We start from the raw sequence: 15,886 nt of genomic DNA, 5'->3' as shown, positions 1-15,886 counted from the left end.
GTGATATTCAGAAAATATTAAAATAATGAAAGTGGCGTTTAAGAGATGATTTAGCCACTGTTTAATTAAGGTTTTCCTTTCAAACTAACGGCCCGATTTAATGGCGTCATTGTCAATAAATCGGGGCGTTTTTATTGTGTTCAATTATCCTAAAACGACTTATCGAATAATCATTTGCTCACGTTCAGGGCCTACAGATACCATGCTCACAGGTACGCCCATTAGCGCTTCGATACGGGTTACGTAATGTTGTGCGGCGATTGGCAGGCTGTCAAAGGTACGGCAACCACTGATATCTTCACTCCAGCTTTGCATCTGCTCATAAACAGGCGTTAATGCGGCTGTTTGTGGCCAAATTGGATTTTCTGGATGTTGACCTTCATAAGCAACACAGATTTTTAAATCTGCCATACCTGATAAACAATCAATTTTAGTTAACGCTATTTCAGTCGCTGCTTGTAGTTCAACGCCATTACGCGTCGCAACTGCATCAAAGAACCCCATATCACGTGGACGACCTGTTACTGCGCCATATTCGTTTGCACTTTCACGGAAATTATCTTGATGTTCCATTGCTGTTACTAGTGTGCCAGTCCCTACTGATGAGCTAAATGATTTAGCTACAGCAACAATGCGCTCAGGATATAAAGCGGGTAAACCACTGCCGATGCCAGCATAAGCAGCCGTTACATTAGATGACGTTGTCCATGGGTATTCGCCGTATACTAAATCTCTACCTGCCCCTAATTGTGCTTCGAATAATAGGTTGGCTTTTTGTTTTTGTAATGCTTTGAGTGGCTCTGTTACGTTACAAATGAATTGGCGCCAAGGCGCTGTCACTTCTAATAACCAATTTGTCATCTCTTCTGCTGTTTGGTTAAAGTCACATTCAGGGTAAAGGGCTTTCAGTTGAGGTAGTTTCCAATCAAGTAAGAATTGAATACGTTGTTGTAGTACTTCTGGTTGGTTTAACCAGCCAACGAGAATCCCTTTTTTCATTACACGATCGCCGTAAGCAGGTGCGATACCTTGTCTTGTTGAACCGTATGCAGCATCACCAAGGCGTTGTTCTTCTAAGGTATCTTCTAACGCGTGTAATGGTAAACAAAGCGTTGCACGGTCTGATATTTTTAGGTTTACATCGATGTTTGATACTTTAACTTCGCTAATTTCTTCACTTAAAGCAGCAGGGCTGATCACCATTCCTGGGCCAAGTACTGCAATACAATTAGGGTTAAATATGCCGCTTGGTAATTGGTGTAGTTTGAAAGTACCGAAATCATTAACGACAGTATGACCAGCATTATTACCGCCTTGAAAACGAATACTTGCGCTCGCGTCTTCTGCTAAAAAATCAACGATACGACCTTTACCTTCGTCGCCCCAGTTTGCACCTACAACCACTATTGATGTCATACTTTACCCCTTGAATGATGAAAAGGGTATGCTACATAACTGGCGTTAATATGATAAATTAATAATAGTTATTACATTGATAAGTATTCCATATGGCTGGCTATGTATTAGATTGAAAGGGGGTGAAGGTATATTATGCTTGATATTAATTGGTTAAAAACGTTTGTTACACTAGCTGAATTACAACATTTTGGTAAATCTGCCTTAGCATTACACATGACTCAACCCAATGTCAGTTTGCATTTAAAACAATTAGAGAAGGTGACTCGCACCAAGTTGATAGAGCGCAGCCCGTTTAGGTTGACCCAAGCAGGTCAACGTTTATTGGCGAGCAGTCAAAAAACCTTACAAGAGTTAAAAGTGTGCCAAGCGGATATTAATGCCTTGAATGACCTTCGCCAAGGTACATTGACTATTGCTGCCAGCGACATCATTTCCAGGGCATTGTTGATTGAACCCTTTCAATTATTTAAACAAGAGTATCCAAACATGGATCTCGCCCTTTTTAATACAACGTCATCACAAGCTTCTTCATTCGTTAAAAGTGCAGATGCAGAATTAGGCTTTGTGATTGCTCAGAAAGAAAGTTTACCGCTGCATTTTACAGAGTTAAAAGCAGTGCATTGGTGTGCAGTTGGGCATCAATTAGAGTTAGTGCAAGGTGAAGTAGTACAAAAAGATAGTGCTGAATCTCCTACGTTAATTTTGCTTGGTCATGATACGCGAACCCGTGATTTGATTGACCTTGCTTTACCTTCTTTAAATCTGCCGCGCTATCGAATCATGGAGGTAGGCAGTGTCGATGCGCAAATAGATTGGGCTGAAGCCGGATTTGGCACCGCCATTGTCCCTGATTTTTCTATTCATAATAGAGAACATTTAAAAGCGGAGGTGGTGACGCTACTCGATTTCCCTTGTACTAGTTTGGGATATGTTGTTCGAAAAAACCAAGTGCTGTCTAAGGCGGTTAAGCATCTTTTACGCTTAGTCAGCGAAAAGATTGCCCTTAATAAACAACCTTCGTAATTGGATTTTTGCGATACCAATTATATTAAATAAGTGATCTAAATTTTGCACAGAAAAAATGACTTATTGCTTCTTTATTGGTGCAAGTGAAGGGGTGGTTTCAATTGGCTTTAAAATAATACGGATACCTTCGCCATTTTTAAATATATCTTCTAAAGATTGAGAATAATTTATTGGTTCTTTTTCGGCTATTTGTTGATATTTACCACGGCCAGTTAAATACTTGCTCCAAGATTTTTTAGGATCAGGGTGAATAAGCACTTCGTTATCAGCATCTACTAGGTACACCAAAAAATCAGTAGACTCAGTTAAATAACCGATAACACTTGTCATATCTAAGTTGATGATAACCATGCCAGAAAACTTTCCATCAACATAAACTGGAGATGAAATTCTATAAGTAGGGTTAATTAGTTGCTCTATTTCTCCTAGTTCTCTATTTAAATCAAACGATGAGTACCATAAGCCCCCAGCTGGTGTTTTTTTAGTTTCCGAGAAATATTCTCGAGCGCTTTTATTCTGTAGTGCTTCTTTTTTTACGACAATAGGTGCTAATCCCTTAGTTGATTGCTCAATACGAATCTTTTCTTGGCCATGCCCATCTATAAAACGAACTTGCATATAGTGCTTATTGATAGTGGCAGCGGTAAGAAACAATTCATTCAAGCTTTCTCGAGCTAATGCTTCATTTTTAGATACATAAGAAGCCATAAAGGGAGTATTGACTAGTGAGGTAACTAGCCTTTCCTGTTGGCTAATAATGTGTTGTAGGTACTCTCGTTTGATTTCAATCTCTGAAGATGCTTTTGTTGAAATGGTGTTTTCGCTTTCAGATGCATTCACTTTAGTAATGACCAATCCGTTAGCAGAGAGCATCGACAATATTATGAGTAATAATGGATTTTTTAAACTGCTATATATCCATAAATGAGGCATTTTAAGCTTCCTATAAGCGTTTAAAACGAAAGAGAATAAGTTTAGCGATGAAGCGAATCTTGGTATGGCTATATGTTTATTTTGATATGACATTTTATGCTTTTCCTAATGAATTAGTGTCGATGATAACTAATCTTTTCATTTACTGGCGTAAAACGAATAAGTTGTATTTTTGAAGTTTAAGATTGATTTGCTCTTAATGGTTGTAATGTGTTTAATTATTGCTCAATAAAACGACTATATCCTCAAAAAAGTATTAGAACAACTTTCTGTCAATATATTGAGATGACAGAGACTAAAGCTTCTAAAGCCTCTTGGTCTATCCTTGAAATGAGTTATTAATGAAATAATTATTATTAATAATGGGTCTAGTTATATATATCCGTTACCGTTCAAGGTGTTTTGTCTATTCATCACGTCAATAAGAGAATTTTATGAAAAAAATATTAGGGTTAATTTTATCAACATCGATGCTTTTTTATGTGTCATTAGCTAATGCAGATAAGGCAGTATTAGCGGGTGGTTGTTTCTGGTGTATGGAGTCTGATTTCGAAAAACTACCGGGTGTGACTGATGTTATTTCAGGTTTTACTGGTGGAGAAGTGGAGAATCCAACTTATCGAGGAAATCATGAAGGGCACTATGAAGCTGTTGAAATAACTTACGATGCTAAACAAGTCAGTTACCAAGAAATATTAGATCATTATTGGGTTAACATTGACCCGTTTGATGCAAGAGGTCAGTTTTGCGATAAAGGAACCAGCTATTTAAGTGCTGTTTTTGTGGCGAATGATCAGGAGCGAACCCTTGCTGAAAAATCTAAACAAGCAGTGGTAGAAGAGTTCCCTAACCAAACAGTCGTAACCCCTATATTAATGGCGAGTACTTTTTACCCTATTAAAGGTAATGAAAGCTACCATCAAGATTATTACAAAAATAACCCTCTACGTTACAATGCGTATCGCTGGAATTGTGGTCGCGACCAACGTTTAAAAGAGATTTGGGGTGATAGAGCGACACATTAGTTATAACTGTTAACCATTAACTATAAACAGTGAATAGCATTAACAAAAATACTTATTGCGCGTTCTCTGATAGTTGGACTTACCTTCAAGTCCACACTATGTTAGTGACTGGAAACTAATTTCTAAAAACGATAAAAAGCCTAAAAATTAAAGCAGTTAATGTAAATAATTAACTGCTTTTTTATTACCTATTTTTAAAAAACTAAAAATGCCTCGTTACCTATTTTTGTTTATTTTTTCTCATGCAAATCGTCTTTCATGTAAACCAACTCATTACAAATAAAGTCATATACTGCTCATGCCAATTCCAGTGTTTAATAAGATCTCGGATAAAATAATAGTTAAAAAAAGTATGTATCTGCTATTGTTTATTGTACTATTCTTTTTAGCCGTCTATACGTCCATTGTTTTTTAAAGGAATTGAAAATGTTGAATAAGAAAATATCGAAGTTATTTTATATTTTACCATTAGTGCTTGGATTAGCTGCTTGTGGTGAAAAAGATGATACTCAAGTTATCAAAGTCGGTGCAACTGTTGGACCTCATGCTGAGGTCGTTGAAGCGGTTGCTGTTGAAGCTGCAAAACAAGGTTTGAAAGTTGAAGTGGTTATATTCTCTGACTATATTACGCCGAATGCTGCGCTAGCAGATGGCAGTCTTGACCTTAACAGTTACCAGCATCAACCGTTTATGAGTAACTTCAATAGTAATAGCGATCAAAAGATTGTTTCTATTGGTCATTCTATTTTAATGCGTATGGGTATCTACTCGAGTAAGTATAAGTCGATTAATGATTTACCGGATAATGCAAAAATATCTATTCCTAACGATCCAACTAATGGTGGACGTGGTTTGCTGTTATTAGCGGATGCGAAGTTAATTACGTTGAAGCCTGATGCAGGTGCAAAAACTACGGTTTATGATATCGTTGATAATCCTAAAAACTTTGAATTTATTGAAGTTGAAGCAGCTCAATTACCACGTACATTAGATGATGTTGATGCGTCTGTTATTACAATGAATTATGTTATGTCTGCGGGCTTAAGTCCTGCTGAACAAGGCATTTATCTTGAAGCGAAAGATGCTGAATTTGCTGTGATGAATATTGCTTCTCGTGTTCAAGATAAAGATAATGCGACTTACAAAAAGTTTGTTGAAATCTTTCAATCTCAAGCGACTCGTGACTTCCTTGATAAAACGTATAAAGGCACGATAGAAGCTGCTTTTTAATTCATCTTCTTTAGTTTTTAATCATCACCTTATGAGCTTAGCTGGTAAGGTGATGATTCATACATAGTAATAACAAGTAAAATAGCTTATCTATTTTACTTGTTAAAACAGCCTACTTCCTCGTTGTAAATTTCGTAAAGAGAACAGCCATTTACATTTTTAATTAAACTGTTTTTTAAGCGCAAAATTTAGATAACATGTTTAATGTAATCGGTATAACATTCCCTATATAGTGAAAACCTTTATTGCGTAGCAAGTTGGTGATTGGTAGCGGTAAGTTTTTCATTACTTGGGTGTTTTATAAATAGTGTTAATACTAATGATATGATTAATAATGACATTATCATGTAAAAAGTTGGAATAAAACCACCGAAGATAGACGCCACAATCGAGCCTGTAATACTACCAATACCAAATCCTAAATAAATCACACCGTAGTTTTTAGTTAGATTATTTAAGCCGAAGAAATCGCTTATTAATGAAGGGAATACGGTAATAGTTCCGCCAAAGCTGAAGGCAATACATGCCACTGCAAAGTAAAATACATTACTGCTAGGTTCGCCAAATATTAAAGAAGCAACGCCAGTAAAGCTGACTAATATCGCAAATGAAATGACTTTCATTCTTTCTATTTTGTCTGATAATACACCTAATACAAGTCGACCACTTAAATTTGCAATGGCAATAACAGCAACCGAAGTGGCAGCAGAAGTTACCGATAAATGAATGTAGTTTTCACCAATATCTTTAGCAACACCGATGACATACAAACCACTCATACAGATTGATAGGAAAATAGTGGCTAGCATCCAGAATTGACTCGTTCTGATTGTTTGTGACAAGGTAAACTCACCTGATATCGGTAGTGATTTGTCTTGTTTAGTTGTTTTTTCTGTTGTTTCCACTGCTTGTTTAGGTGCATCAGTCATTAATAAACCACCTATAATAACCATCACCATGGCAATCATTCCCCATGCTGCGAAGGCTTGATCTAGGCTAAAGTGCGTTAGTAAATACATGTTAATAAATTTAAAGCCAAGGCTTCCTAAACCATAAGCACCAATAGCACAGGCTGATGCTAACCCTTTATGTTTTGGAAAGAACTTAACGCAGTTAGATAGTGTCATTAAGTAACCAGTACCATCTGCAAACCCAACTAATAAACCGATGCAAATGTAAATCATGATTAAATTAGTTGCATGGGAAGCTAGCAGTAAGCTAGCACCAAGTAGTATGCCTGCGCCAATAGTGACATTCTTAACACCAAATCTATCTTGTAATTTACCTGAAATGGAAGAAGCAAAGGCGAGGGCTAAACTGAGAATACCGAATGAAAATGCAATTTGACTAACAGGTTCATTAATCTTGTTTGCTAGAGGAGAGTTAAATAAGCTCCATGTGTAAACGGAACCTAAGGCAAATTGGGCAATGACCGTGCCAATTAAAGTGAGCCATTTTTTTTGGTGTGATGCGATAGTAATCATAATGTGAACTCCAAAAGTTTAAAATATTAAATGGGTTGAAGGCGATTTTCTCGCTTCTGATGGGTTCAAAGTACAACTTTTATAAAACATTACAATATGTGTGGGAAAGTAAAAAATGAAATGCAATTCAGTCACCATGAATTGCATTATTTGGGTATGAATTACAAACTCATTATTTTTCGAAACTCTTTTATATTGCCTCTACTGACTGATACTTTAGTCGGGTGATGATGAAATTTAAGTAAGTAGGTACTATTTACCCAAGGGATGATCTCTTCTATACGTTTTAGGTTTACGCAGTAAGAGCGATGACAACGAAAAAATTGGCGTACTGGTAGTTTATTGACTAGCTCGCTAATATTATAAGGGGCAATAAAAATACCTTCTTCTGTATGCACTTCAGTGAGTTTTTCTTTAGCCTCTGCGTAAATAATGTCATCGATCGGCATTACCCTTATACGGTTATCTCGGGATAGGTTAATAGTATTAGAGGAAGCTTGTATCGGATCGTCAGTTATCAAGGAAGATGCATGCGCTTCAAGCTTCATTAACAGTCGTTGTACGCGTTGTTCATCCAAGGGTTTGAGTAAGTAATCAAATGCTTCTAGTTCGAAAGCTTCTAATGCATGTTCTTTATAGGCCGTGGTAAACACAATTTGCGGAGGTTGCGCGAATTGATGGATATTACGCGCTAATAACATCCCGTTGATAGAAGGAATGTTGATATCAAGAAATACAATATCAACCGTATTACTTTGCAGGTAAGTAAAGGCCGCTAAACCATCGTCAAAGGATTCTATTACTTCAATTCGACTATAGGTGTTAATGAGGTAGTTAAGCTCTTCACGGGCTAGATATTCATCTTCAACGATGATCGCTTTTAGCATGTTTTCTCCTGAGTATCATTGGCATAGAAAGAAACGGAGGTACCAATATCTTGACGTTGAATAGTTAGGCCTGAACCGTAAAGTAGACCAACACGTTGATGTACATTAACCATTCCTATGTGATTACTACCCATAGAACCTTGGTAAATATGCTCAATGATTTCTGTTTTTATACCTACGCCCGTATCTGCAACCGTTACTTTTACTGTATCTTCTTGTTGCTTCACTGAAATGATCACTGTTCCTGGTGCACGAGAAGGAACAATGCCATGTTGAATAGCATTTTCAACTAGTGGTTGAATAAGTAGAGAAGGAATTTTGATATGCACAGGGTCGATATCAAATACTACCGTTAGTTTATTACCAAAACGCGCTTGTTCGATAGCGACGTAATCTTGTACTTGTTGAATCTCTTCTTGAATATCAATTAATTCATCGCCTTTTTCTAAGTTGAACCGTAGAAAGTTGGCTAGGTTAGCGATTAGCTGCCGCGCTTGATCTGGTTTAATCCGCACGAGTGTAGAAATTGCATTCAGTGCATTAAATAAAAAATGAGGATTGATTTTATTTTGTAAAGCCGAAAACTCAGCTTTACTGGCCATTGTTTTAAGTTGTTCCATGTTAGAGACTTCGATTTGTGTTGAAATTAAATGAGAAAGACCAATGGCCATTTCACGTAAAGCATGGCGAATTTGATGTGGCTGACAGTAGAAAATCTTGAGTGTGCCTGTTACTTTGCCATTTCCCCATAACGGGATAATTAATAGTGAATGAAACTCATGTACATTGAGGTTGTTGTTAATTATCTGTTTACCTAAGTCCACTGCTTGTTGTGTCATGTAACTTATTTGATGGTGAGAATCGAGAAAGTTTTCTTCACCGACCCCTACATAAGCTTTTACATTACGAGTATCGGTGATGGCAACGGCATCAGCGCCTGTTTCTTGTTTAATAATTTCACAGACTTTAACTAAAGAATCACGATCATTTTTTCGAAAATGAGGCAGGGTTTTATTCGCAATATTAAGCGCTTGTTTAGCTTGTAGTGCTGCTACTTTATCTTTTTCATCATCAATACTTTGCACTAAAGTAATGATTAAACCAATGCATAAGGTGCCTGCGATCATTGGGATTGAGATTTGTTCAACGATTGAGATAGCTAATGCTGAATTTTTGTTAAGTAACAAAATTAATATCATAGTGAGTAGTTCACAGAACATACCTGCGGCAATACCATACTTTGCATAATTTTTTTTATCACAACGCTGGTGGATCCAGGTTGCAAGTAACCCAGCTAGAATACTGGTAATAAGACACGCGAGTGATGTTGGTCCATCGATGTCTATCCAATACCGGTGGACACCTGAGATCAACCCTGCTGCAATCCCAACCCAGGGGCCAAATAAAATACCACCACAAATAATGGCGATGATTCTTACATTAACCACGGAGCCATAAACATTAATGCCGGTGTAAGTACTGAATACAGCAAAGCAAACAAATAATAATAGGATAATGGTAATTTCTTTGGGGTTACGTTGACGTTTACTGATGATTTTTTGGAAAAGCTGAGTTCTAGTGAGTAGAAAAAGTGCCATTAGCATTAGTGCGGCACGTTCAAAAACAGCTAATAACATGGTGAATTGGTCTAAATACAAGTTAACCTCGAACAATAATAAAGAGTTCCTCAGTGTAGTGTTTGTGTCACAGTTACGTTATGAGGAGGATCAATTGATGGTTTTAAAAAACTAAGTGAATAAAGACTTAAATTATTTGATTTATTCGAATCTAAAAACAGCGAGTAATTAATGCCTTTTTTTGATTAATTCTACCCATTGTATGCTTTTTATTTTATTCGTAACTAAATTAACTTGATTGTGCATTGATTAAAACTTTCAGGTTGTTATGGTCAACCAAAGTGACGTAGCTTTATTTTACTAAGCTGCTTTTTATCTTATTTTGTATTTTATTCGATTAGGTTATTTTTATGATATTAGGTTGGATACAACTCATTGTCGGCATCATGTTATGGGTTCTCGCTATTGCAGCCGGCATTGCATGGATAGGTTTTTGTTTTGGTACAATTATTATTGGCATTCTTCTTTTATTTTTTGCTCCTCGTATTCTTATTTTTCCTACCGCTTTTATCTCCGTTTTTGCTAATGGCTTTTTACTTGTCGGGTTAGTCAATATTAAGAAAGGTGCGAGAGATAAAGATATTATTGATTCAGAAGCTGAATGGGTGAAAACTGATGGTGAGGATAATAATAAAGAACCAATAGCTGGGCTGCTTGAAGATAAAAAAGATAAAGAATAGTGCTGGATAATAAATAATAGTAATGGGATAAAGTAAAACCTAAATAAATCATTAGGTTAGAATTAAAAAGGAATTTAAATGGAAATAACCAGAGGCAAGGAATTCAAGTCAGATGCCGCTTGGGGCGCAAAAGACATTGCTAATATGAATGGCATTACTACCCGTTTACATTGGACAGACAAAGCCTATAAATGGCACGTAAACGATGACCAAGAAGTGTTTGTGGTGTTAGATGGGGTTGTTGAAATGTTTTATAAAGAAAATGAAATTGAGCAATCTTGCATTCTTAATTCAGGTGATATTTTTTATGCGTCTATTGGCACAGAGCATGTTGCTCGCCCTAAAGGAGAAGCAAGGATATTGGTGATTGAGTCAGAAGGTAGTGTCTAACTCATCGGTTCATTATTGGCAGTACTAAGTTATAATTCCTTGTAGCATTCCTTAACACTGAGGCCTTTTAGAAAGTTTTGTTTTATTTTTTGTTCTTGTGATTCTGATAGTATGACTGGCGTTTGTTTACTGTTAGCCGCTAATTGGCGGATAATACGACGGCGGTATATTGCTAAACGATTGAGGTGCATGAATAAACCTGATCCTGCAAATACGAGTACGCCACAAATTATATAAAAAATTAGCATGTTATCTCCTTCGTTTATTTATACTTAGAACAGTGTCTCACATCGTTTTGCTTAGTTAAAACTTTATTCAAGGAAGAAGAAGTATGTCGTTAGCGAGTGTCTTACGATTAGTGTTATTAGCTGCGATTTGGGGGGGATCGTTCTTATTTATGCGCCTTACAGCAAGTAGCTTAGGACCTGTCTTTTTAATTGAAGGAAGAGTATTAGCAGCTGCGTTATGCTTGTTATTAATTAGTTTTTATTTACGTCGAAAATTATCCTTTTTATCCCACGCTAAACACTTTTTTATTATCGGTGCTTTTAATACCGCACTGCCTTTTTTAATGTTTGCTTATGCTGCACAGACTTTAAATGCGTCTACTTTGGCTATTCTGAACTCTACTGCACCCTTATTTGGTGCTGTGATTGCTAGTGTGTGGCAAAAAGAGCGCTTAAAAGTGAAAGCAAGTGTGGGATTGTTAATTGGTATGTTAGGTGTTTGTGTTTTGGTAGGGCAGCAGGCATTAGCGCTTGGAGAACAAGGTTTATTGGCTATTTCCGCCTGCTTATTAGCTGCTTTTATGTATAGTGTTTCAGCTAATTATACTAAAGTCGCTCCAGTTGTTGCTCCCTTTGAAAATGCGCATGGCAGCTTGTGGGCGGCGGTTATTATAGTGTTGCCTTTATTGCCTCTTATACCGATACGAGATCCTATCTCTTTACCAATTAGTCTGTCTGTATTAGCACTGGGTATTGTATGTACTAGCTTTGCTTATTTATTATATTTTCGATTGGTGAAAGATGACGGTCCTGCTTCTGCATTGTCAGTTACTTTTTTAGTGCCGTTATTTGGAATTGTGTGGGGGCATCTTTTTTTAGAGGAAGCAATCGGCTTAAATACTTTATTAGGGGCTTCGTTAGTTATTATCGGCACTATTTTGGTAACCGGTTTTTCTTTTAAAAAGGCGCTAAAGAAACGTTGAATATTAAGTACAGTAGTATAGTCTGGATAATTATTTTTTATGTTTACACTATTATTTTAAGTAACAGATAAATGGAATATGAAAACTTTACTTTTATAATAAATTCATCTACTTGCTATAAATGGAATTTAATTTGCAAAATATATTGTTTGTTCGTTTAAGACTTTTCTTAATTCTTTTATCAGGTGTTTTGTCAACGCCTTCCATAATGGCTAATCCCTTCGATTTATTCTCAGTTAATACGGGATCATTTCTGTACCATGCACTTCCACCGGATTCAGATTCAACTCAATACTTTAATAATCAATACTTTTCTATAGAGCGTAAGCTTAATGCTGATTCTGATTACAGTATATTAGTTGGTACCTTTATCAACAGTCAAAATAATCGCTGTGCGTTGTTAGGTGTTCGTAAAGATTGGTATCGAATTAATGATAAGTTGGTGATTAAAGGTGTTTATACTTATGCTGGTGAGTTTTTTATAGATGCTTTTGATAACTGTGGTGATGATGGCTTTTATCAAGATATGAAAGACAATACAGGTCTTGCTTTTGCCCCATATATTTATCATGCTGCTCAATACAACTTTACTGATTATTTTGGTGTCGAAGGTGGGGTAATATTACCTGGTATTTTACTGATGAGTGTACAGTGGAGTTTTTAATTATATTGTTGTATTAGTTGGTTATTTTTTAAAAAAAATACTGAATCATATAAGTGTTTAATTTAAAGCTAATTAGGTGTCTGATAAACAATCACAGACACCTTTCAAAGACTATTTTATAGTGCTTTAAACTCTACGTTATACTTTCCTAAACCTTCATATTTAATCTCTGTTGATTTGATTGGTACTTCAATCGCGCCAGCATAAGAACCAGTAATAATAGCTTGGCCTTTTTCTAGGTTTAAACCATTTTTACACATGAAATCAACGAACCAGTAGATTGGTGCTTGAGCTGATAAGTTAGGGTGCTTGCCTTCATAACTAGCGTCATCGATAAACAGTTTAATTTCAGCCGCATCGTATGCTTGTGCTTTCGTTATTTCTGGACCAACAAATATACCTTGGTTTAATAAGCAATCTGCTTGTCTGTCAGCGAAGATTAGATCATCGTTAGGTAAATAGCGACGTTGTAATAGTTCTAATGCCATATGCGTTGTTGCAATAGCTGCGTCTACTTCTGTGTTTGTGTACCCTTCTGGGCGTGCTGGTAAATCAGTACCTAGTACAAATGCAATTTCAGGTTCAATTAATGTTTTGCCTGGTTCTGTTGATTTAACGAAACAGGTGCTACCTTGCTGTACTGTGCCTTCTAAAACAGGGCCAACAATAATTTGTTCTGGGTTTAATGGAACTAAACATTTCCAACCAGCTATTTTTTTACCACTGGCTTTAATGGTTGCTGCTTGAATTGCAAGTGCATCTTCAAAATTAGTTGGACGACATGCATCAGGTAAAATGCCACCTTTTTTGTTGCTCTCGCGGCGAGCTAATAATTCCGATGCTGCTTGTAAACAAGCTTCTGCGCTTAATGTTTGAGTATTTTTATTAGTCATTTTAAGTCTCTTTTAAATACAGGCTATCGCCATGAACTGTGGATTAATTATAAGTATATTAACGTCAAAGCGTTCGAAAAGTTAGTATTTGTATGACTTTTTAAATAGTTTGTTATCAAAATTAGATTTAAAGCGTAGTGATGGAACTAATGCAGATAGTTTTTCATTGAAATTAGATGTTCTTTGGCTGTTTATTTATCATTAATCTTGTCTGAAAGTTTAGTGGTGCTTTTGTTCGTCTTTTTATCGATGACTTTTTATATAATCAGGCATGGAAAAGGGGCGATTGGTGAAAAAATATTTTGGGTGATTTTTTCAGTGGCGTTATATAAAAGTATCATAGATAGTTCACTATTAAGCTCACTAGCATTAGTGATCACAGTGATTAGCGACGATTTACTAACAAGTTAAATAATGGACTATCTAACTTGTTAGTAACGTTACAGAGAGAAAGTTAAGGTTGTTTTATCTAGCCAGTTTTTGAATTTGACGCTACCTAAACAATTCTTTTTTATTACTCTTCTTCTATTAGTAATTGTGTTGCTTGAATATTGTGCTGTTGTAAAAAACCTAATAATTTCACCATGTGTTGTACTTCAGCGGTTTTGTCGGCAGCAATAACCCATTGTGTTGCTGGCTTTTCTTGTACTATTTGTATTAGTTTTTGCTGAAACACTGACCAGTCTGGAAGTTTTTCTCCATCAATCGCCCAATGTGGTTCTGAGCTTAGTATGTTAATGGTCACTGCTTTATTATCGACGACTTGCACTGCTGTTGTATCTGTTGTTGGTAAATCAACTTGTAAAGATTGTAATTTAATATTTGCAGAGAGCATTAAAAATACCATTACAATAAAAATAATATCCAATAACGGAGTAAGATCAACCTGCGGTAACTCTGATTGATTTGGACGTTGACTGCGTATCACGATTTTACTTCCTCAGCTTTGATTGCCGTTTTAGCTGCACGTTTCTGTTCTGGGAAGCTCACACCTTGTAACCATAGATTACAAAAGTTAAGCGTAAACTCTAAACGATAAGTTACTTTATTCGCCCATAGACCTAATAACTGTGCGCCACAAATAGCAGGTAAGGCAATTAATAAGCCAGCGGCTGTTGTACGCATCGCAATACCTAAGCCATCGGCTAAGTCATTTGGTGTTACAGAGCCAGTCGTTAATGCAATGGCTTTAAACATTTCAATTAACCCTAATACGGTCCCTAATAAACCAAGTAATGGGCTGATAACACCAATTAAAGCTAATAGCTTTAAACCGCTATGTAATTCTTGACGCTTATCTTGTACCCAAATACTGGCCGTATCTTCACGTAATTGTTGACTAAAATGTTGGTGTGCAAATAGCATTGCAATGCCACGCTTAGCGAGGTTATTTTCCGTTTTTAGTTGTTGGCTAAGTAATTCTAATTGTTCGCTTTGTTTTGGATTATGTCCTGTTAATAACTTCTTTATTTCTTTCTTACTTAATGAGCCTGAACTCAATAGTTTTAATAAACGTTCACTAATGATCATCAGTGTTAATAGAGAGCAGATAATTAAAGGCCAAGTCATTAAGCCTAGTTGTTCTTGTACTATGTTGAATAAAGTCATTGTTAATCCAGTTTAAAGCTAATAGGTATGTAAATACGGTGTGCGATACTTTTGCCATTGATGGTATGAGGAGAAAACTTCCACTTTTTAATTGCTTTTAGAGCTGCTACATCAAGCACTTTTGCACCTGATGAGTCCTTCAGCAATAATTTCACTTGTTTGCCTTTTTCATCTAACCAGACTTCATAGGTAACCGTTCCCTCTATGCCTTTACGTTTCGCTAAACGTGGGTATTTAGGAGGTGTTGGTTTACTTAAAAAACGGCTTTTTTGTATCAGTTGTGGTTTTTCTTGTAAGCCATCACTTTTTTTCACAGTTTGTTGTTTATTATCTGTGAGTTTTTCTTTCGGTGCTTTTTTGGTTTCAGTCGGTGCTGCTTTAGCAATCGGCTCTTTAGGCTCAACTACTTTTTCAGTTGGTTTCTTGACGGGTTCCGGTTTCTTTTCAACTTTTGCTATGACTTTTTTAGGCGTTTCTTTTTTAACTTTTTTAGTGACTGTTTTTTGTTTAACGATACGCTTTTTGACTGTTTTTTTAACCGGTTTTTTCGTTTCAACTTTTTTAGGTGTCGGTGTTTCGACAACTGGTTGGGGTTTCTCTGGAACAGGCGTTTCTACTTTTTTTGGTGTAGGCTTTACTGGCGTCGCAAAACTAATGCTAACGCTTTGTGTTTGCTGGCTGAGAGGCAGTGCCATTACTGGTTGATCTAGTAATGGTGAAAAGATTAAAAAATGGATCGCAACAGATAAAAAACCCGCACTGATATAACGAAACATAGGGCCAGAACTCCATACAAAAAA

The 15,886-nt window shown here is 36.3% G+C and carries 17 protein-coding genes; 7 read left to right on the top strand and 10 right to left on the bottom strand.

Translation table 11 applies throughout. The features are described 5' to 3' along the window. Positions 1 to 159 precede the first annotated feature (159 nt). Complete coding sequence (locus GQR59_RS17210) at positions 160 to 1,416, bottom strand: adenylosuccinate synthase (RefSeq protein WP_160064732.1); 1,257 nt, start codon at positions 1,414 to 1,416, stop codon at positions 160 to 162. Between the two features lie 135 nt (positions 1,417 to 1,551). Here GQR59_RS17210 and GQR59_RS17205 point away from each other — a divergent pair, with 135 nt between their 5' ends. Beyond that, positions 1,552 to 2,442 (top strand): LysR family transcriptional regulator, encoded by an 891-nt coding sequence (locus tag GQR59_RS17205; RefSeq protein ID WP_160064730.1) that lies wholly within the window; start codon positions 1,552 to 1,554, stop codon positions 2,440 to 2,442. A gap of 63 nt (positions 2,443 to 2,505) precedes the next feature. Here GQR59_RS17205 and GQR59_RS17200 read toward each other — a convergent pair whose 3' ends face one another. Further along, positions 2,506 to 3,378, bottom strand: coding sequence for a cache domain-containing protein (locus tag GQR59_RS17200; protein ID WP_160064728.1), 873 nt, complete (start codon positions 3,376 to 3,378; stop codon positions 2,506 to 2,508). Between the two features lie 434 nt (positions 3,379 to 3,812). Here GQR59_RS17200 and msrA point away from each other — a divergent pair, with 434 nt between their 5' ends. Together msrA and GQR59_RS17190 are read left to right on the top strand one after the other, a co-directional pair. After that, complete coding sequence (gene msrA / locus GQR59_RS17195; RefSeq protein ID WP_160064726.1) at positions 3,813 to 4,403, top strand: peptide-methionine (S)-S-oxide reductase MsrA; 591 nt, start codon at positions 3,813 to 3,815, stop codon at positions 4,401 to 4,403. 426 nt (positions 4,404 to 4,829) lie between these two features. After that, entirely contained in the window at positions 4,830 to 5,633 is an 804-nt protein-coding gene (locus GQR59_RS17190; RefSeq protein ID WP_160064724.1) for a MetQ/NlpA family ABC transporter substrate-binding protein, read from the top strand. Between the two features lie 242 nt (positions 5,634 to 5,875). Here the strand turns inward: GQR59_RS17190 and GQR59_RS17185 are convergent, their stop codons facing one another. The 3 genes from GQR59_RS17185 to GQR59_RS17175 all read right to left on the bottom strand — a co-directional run bounded on the left by GQR59_RS17185 (position 5,876) and on the right by GQR59_RS17175 (position 9,677). After that, the gene (locus tag GQR59_RS17185; protein ID WP_201288163.1) at positions 5,876 to 7,114 is read right to left on the bottom strand and encodes an L-lactate MFS transporter; all 1,239 of its coding nucleotides are present in this window, start codon (positions 7,112 to 7,114) and stop codon (positions 5,876 to 5,878) included. Between the two features lie 164 nt (positions 7,115 to 7,278). Next, complete coding sequence (locus tag GQR59_RS17180) at positions 7,279 to 8,004, bottom strand: LytR/AlgR family response regulator transcription factor (protein WP_160064720.1); 726 nt, start codon at positions 8,002 to 8,004, stop codon at positions 7,279 to 7,281. Further along, positions 7,998 to 9,677, bottom strand: coding sequence for a LytS/YhcK type 5TM receptor domain-containing protein (locus GQR59_RS17175; protein WP_328600625.1), 1,680 nt, complete (start codon positions 9,675 to 9,677; stop codon positions 7,998 to 8,000). The genes GQR59_RS17180 and GQR59_RS17175 overlap by 7 nt, the downstream gene beginning before the upstream one ends. A gap of 314 nt (positions 9,678 to 9,991) precedes the next feature. Between GQR59_RS17175 and GQR59_RS17170 the strand changes: the two genes are divergently transcribed. Together GQR59_RS17170 and GQR59_RS17165 are read left to right on the top strand one after the other, a co-directional pair. After that, positions 9,992 to 10,321: a hypothetical protein gene (locus tag GQR59_RS17170; RefSeq protein WP_160064718.1), complete on the top strand. Its 330-nt coding sequence runs from the start codon at positions 9,992 to 9,994 to the stop codon at positions 10,319 to 10,321. Between the two features lie 78 nt (positions 10,322 to 10,399). Further along, positions 10,400 to 10,711, top strand: coding sequence for a cupin (locus tag GQR59_RS17165; RefSeq protein WP_160064716.1), 312 nt, complete (start codon positions 10,400 to 10,402; stop codon positions 10,709 to 10,711). Between the two features lie 29 nt (positions 10,712 to 10,740). Here GQR59_RS17165 and GQR59_RS17160 read toward each other — a convergent pair whose 3' ends face one another. Then, positions 10,741 to 10,959: a hypothetical protein gene (locus GQR59_RS17160; RefSeq protein ID WP_160064714.1), complete on the bottom strand. Its 219-nt coding sequence runs from the start codon at positions 10,957 to 10,959 to the stop codon at positions 10,741 to 10,743. Between the two features lie 83 nt (positions 10,960 to 11,042). On the opposite strand from GQR59_RS17160, the gene GQR59_RS17155 reads away from it, so the two are divergent. Further along, positions 11,043 to 11,921 carry a DMT family transporter gene (locus GQR59_RS17155; RefSeq protein WP_160064713.1) on the top strand — a complete coding sequence of 293 codons (879 nt, stop codon included), beginning with the start codon at positions 11,043 to 11,045 and terminating at the stop codon, positions 11,919 to 11,921. A gap of 133 nt (positions 11,922 to 12,054) precedes the next feature. Next, positions 12,055 to 12,585 carry a hypothetical protein gene (locus GQR59_RS17150; RefSeq protein WP_201288133.1) on the top strand — a complete coding sequence of 177 codons (531 nt, stop codon included), beginning with the start codon at positions 12,055 to 12,057 and terminating at the stop codon, positions 12,583 to 12,585. 116 nt (positions 12,586 to 12,701) lie between these two features. Here GQR59_RS17150 and GQR59_RS17145 read toward each other — a convergent pair whose 3' ends face one another. From GQR59_RS17145 to GQR59_RS17130, 4 genes are all read right to left on the bottom strand, one after another. Next, positions 12,702 to 13,478: a hydratase gene (locus GQR59_RS17145; protein WP_160064711.1), complete on the bottom strand. Its 777-nt coding sequence runs from the start codon at positions 13,476 to 13,478 to the stop codon at positions 12,702 to 12,704. 514 nt (positions 13,479 to 13,992) lie between these two features. Further along, complete coding sequence (locus tag GQR59_RS17140; RefSeq protein WP_160064710.1) at positions 13,993 to 14,406, bottom strand: ExbD/TolR family protein; 414 nt, start codon at positions 14,404 to 14,406, stop codon at positions 13,993 to 13,995. Continuing rightward, a complete protein-coding gene (locus GQR59_RS17135; RefSeq protein WP_160064709.1) occupies positions 14,403 to 15,086 on the bottom strand; it encodes a MotA/TolQ/ExbB proton channel family protein in 684 nt (227 codons plus the stop codon). The genes GQR59_RS17140 and GQR59_RS17135 overlap by 4 nt, the downstream gene beginning before the upstream one ends. 2 nt (positions 15,087 to 15,088) lie before the next feature. After that, complete coding sequence (locus GQR59_RS17130; RefSeq protein ID WP_160064708.1) at positions 15,089 to 15,862, bottom strand: energy transducer TonB; 774 nt, start codon at positions 15,860 to 15,862, stop codon at positions 15,089 to 15,091. Positions 15,863 to 15,886: the final 24 nt, after the last annotated feature.

This window comes from Psychromonas sp. L1A2, assembly GCF_009828855.1.
Taxonomy (GTDB): domain Bacteria; phylum Pseudomonadota; class Gammaproteobacteria; order Enterobacterales; family Psychromonadaceae; genus Psychromonas.
This window is presented reverse-complemented; position numbering and strand designations above follow the sequence as displayed.

Bases quoted from the DNA above. Each gene is read 5' to 3' on its own strand.
- GQR59_RS17210 (WP_160064732.1), bottom strand. From the start codon at position 1,416: ATGACATCAATAGTGGTTGTAGGTGCAAACTGGGGCGACGAAGGTAAA.
- GQR59_RS17205 (WP_160064730.1), top strand. From the start codon at position 1,552: ATGCTTGATATTAATTGGTTAAAAACGTTTGTTACACTAGCTGAATTA.
- GQR59_RS17200 (WP_160064728.1), bottom strand. From the start codon at position 3,378: ATGCCTCATTTATGGATATATAGCAGTTTAAAAAATCCATTATTACTC.
- msrA (WP_160064726.1), top strand. From the start codon at position 3,813: ATGAAAAAAATATTAGGGTTAATTTTATCAACATCGATGCTTTTTTAT.
- GQR59_RS17190 (WP_160064724.1), top strand. From the start codon at position 4,830: ATGTTGAATAAGAAAATATCGAAGTTATTTTATATTTTACCATTAGTG.
- GQR59_RS17180 (WP_160064720.1), bottom strand. From the start codon at position 8,004: ATGCTAAAAGCGATCATCGTTGAAGATGAATATCTAGCCCGTGAAGAG.
- GQR59_RS17170 (WP_160064718.1), top strand. From the start codon at position 9,992: ATGATATTAGGTTGGATACAACTCATTGTCGGCATCATGTTATGGGTT.
- GQR59_RS17165 (WP_160064716.1), top strand. From the start codon at position 10,400: ATGGAAATAACCAGAGGCAAGGAATTCAAGTCAGATGCCGCTTGGGGC.
- GQR59_RS17160 (WP_160064714.1), bottom strand. From the start codon at position 10,959: ATGCTAATTTTTTATATAATTTGTGGCGTACTCGTATTTGCAGGATCA.
- GQR59_RS17155 (WP_160064713.1), top strand. From the start codon at position 11,043: ATGTCGTTAGCGAGTGTCTTACGATTAGTGTTATTAGCTGCGATTTGG.
- GQR59_RS17145 (WP_160064711.1), bottom strand. From the start codon at position 13,478: ATGACTAATAAAAATACTCAAACATTAAGCGCAGAAGCTTGTTTACAA.
- GQR59_RS17135 (WP_160064709.1), bottom strand. From the start codon at position 15,086: ATGACTTTATTCAACATAGTACAAGAACAACTAGGCTTAATGACTTGG.
- GQR59_RS17130 (WP_160064708.1), bottom strand. From the start codon at position 15,862: ATGTTTCGTTATATCAGTGCGGGTTTTTTATCTGTTGCGATCCATTTT.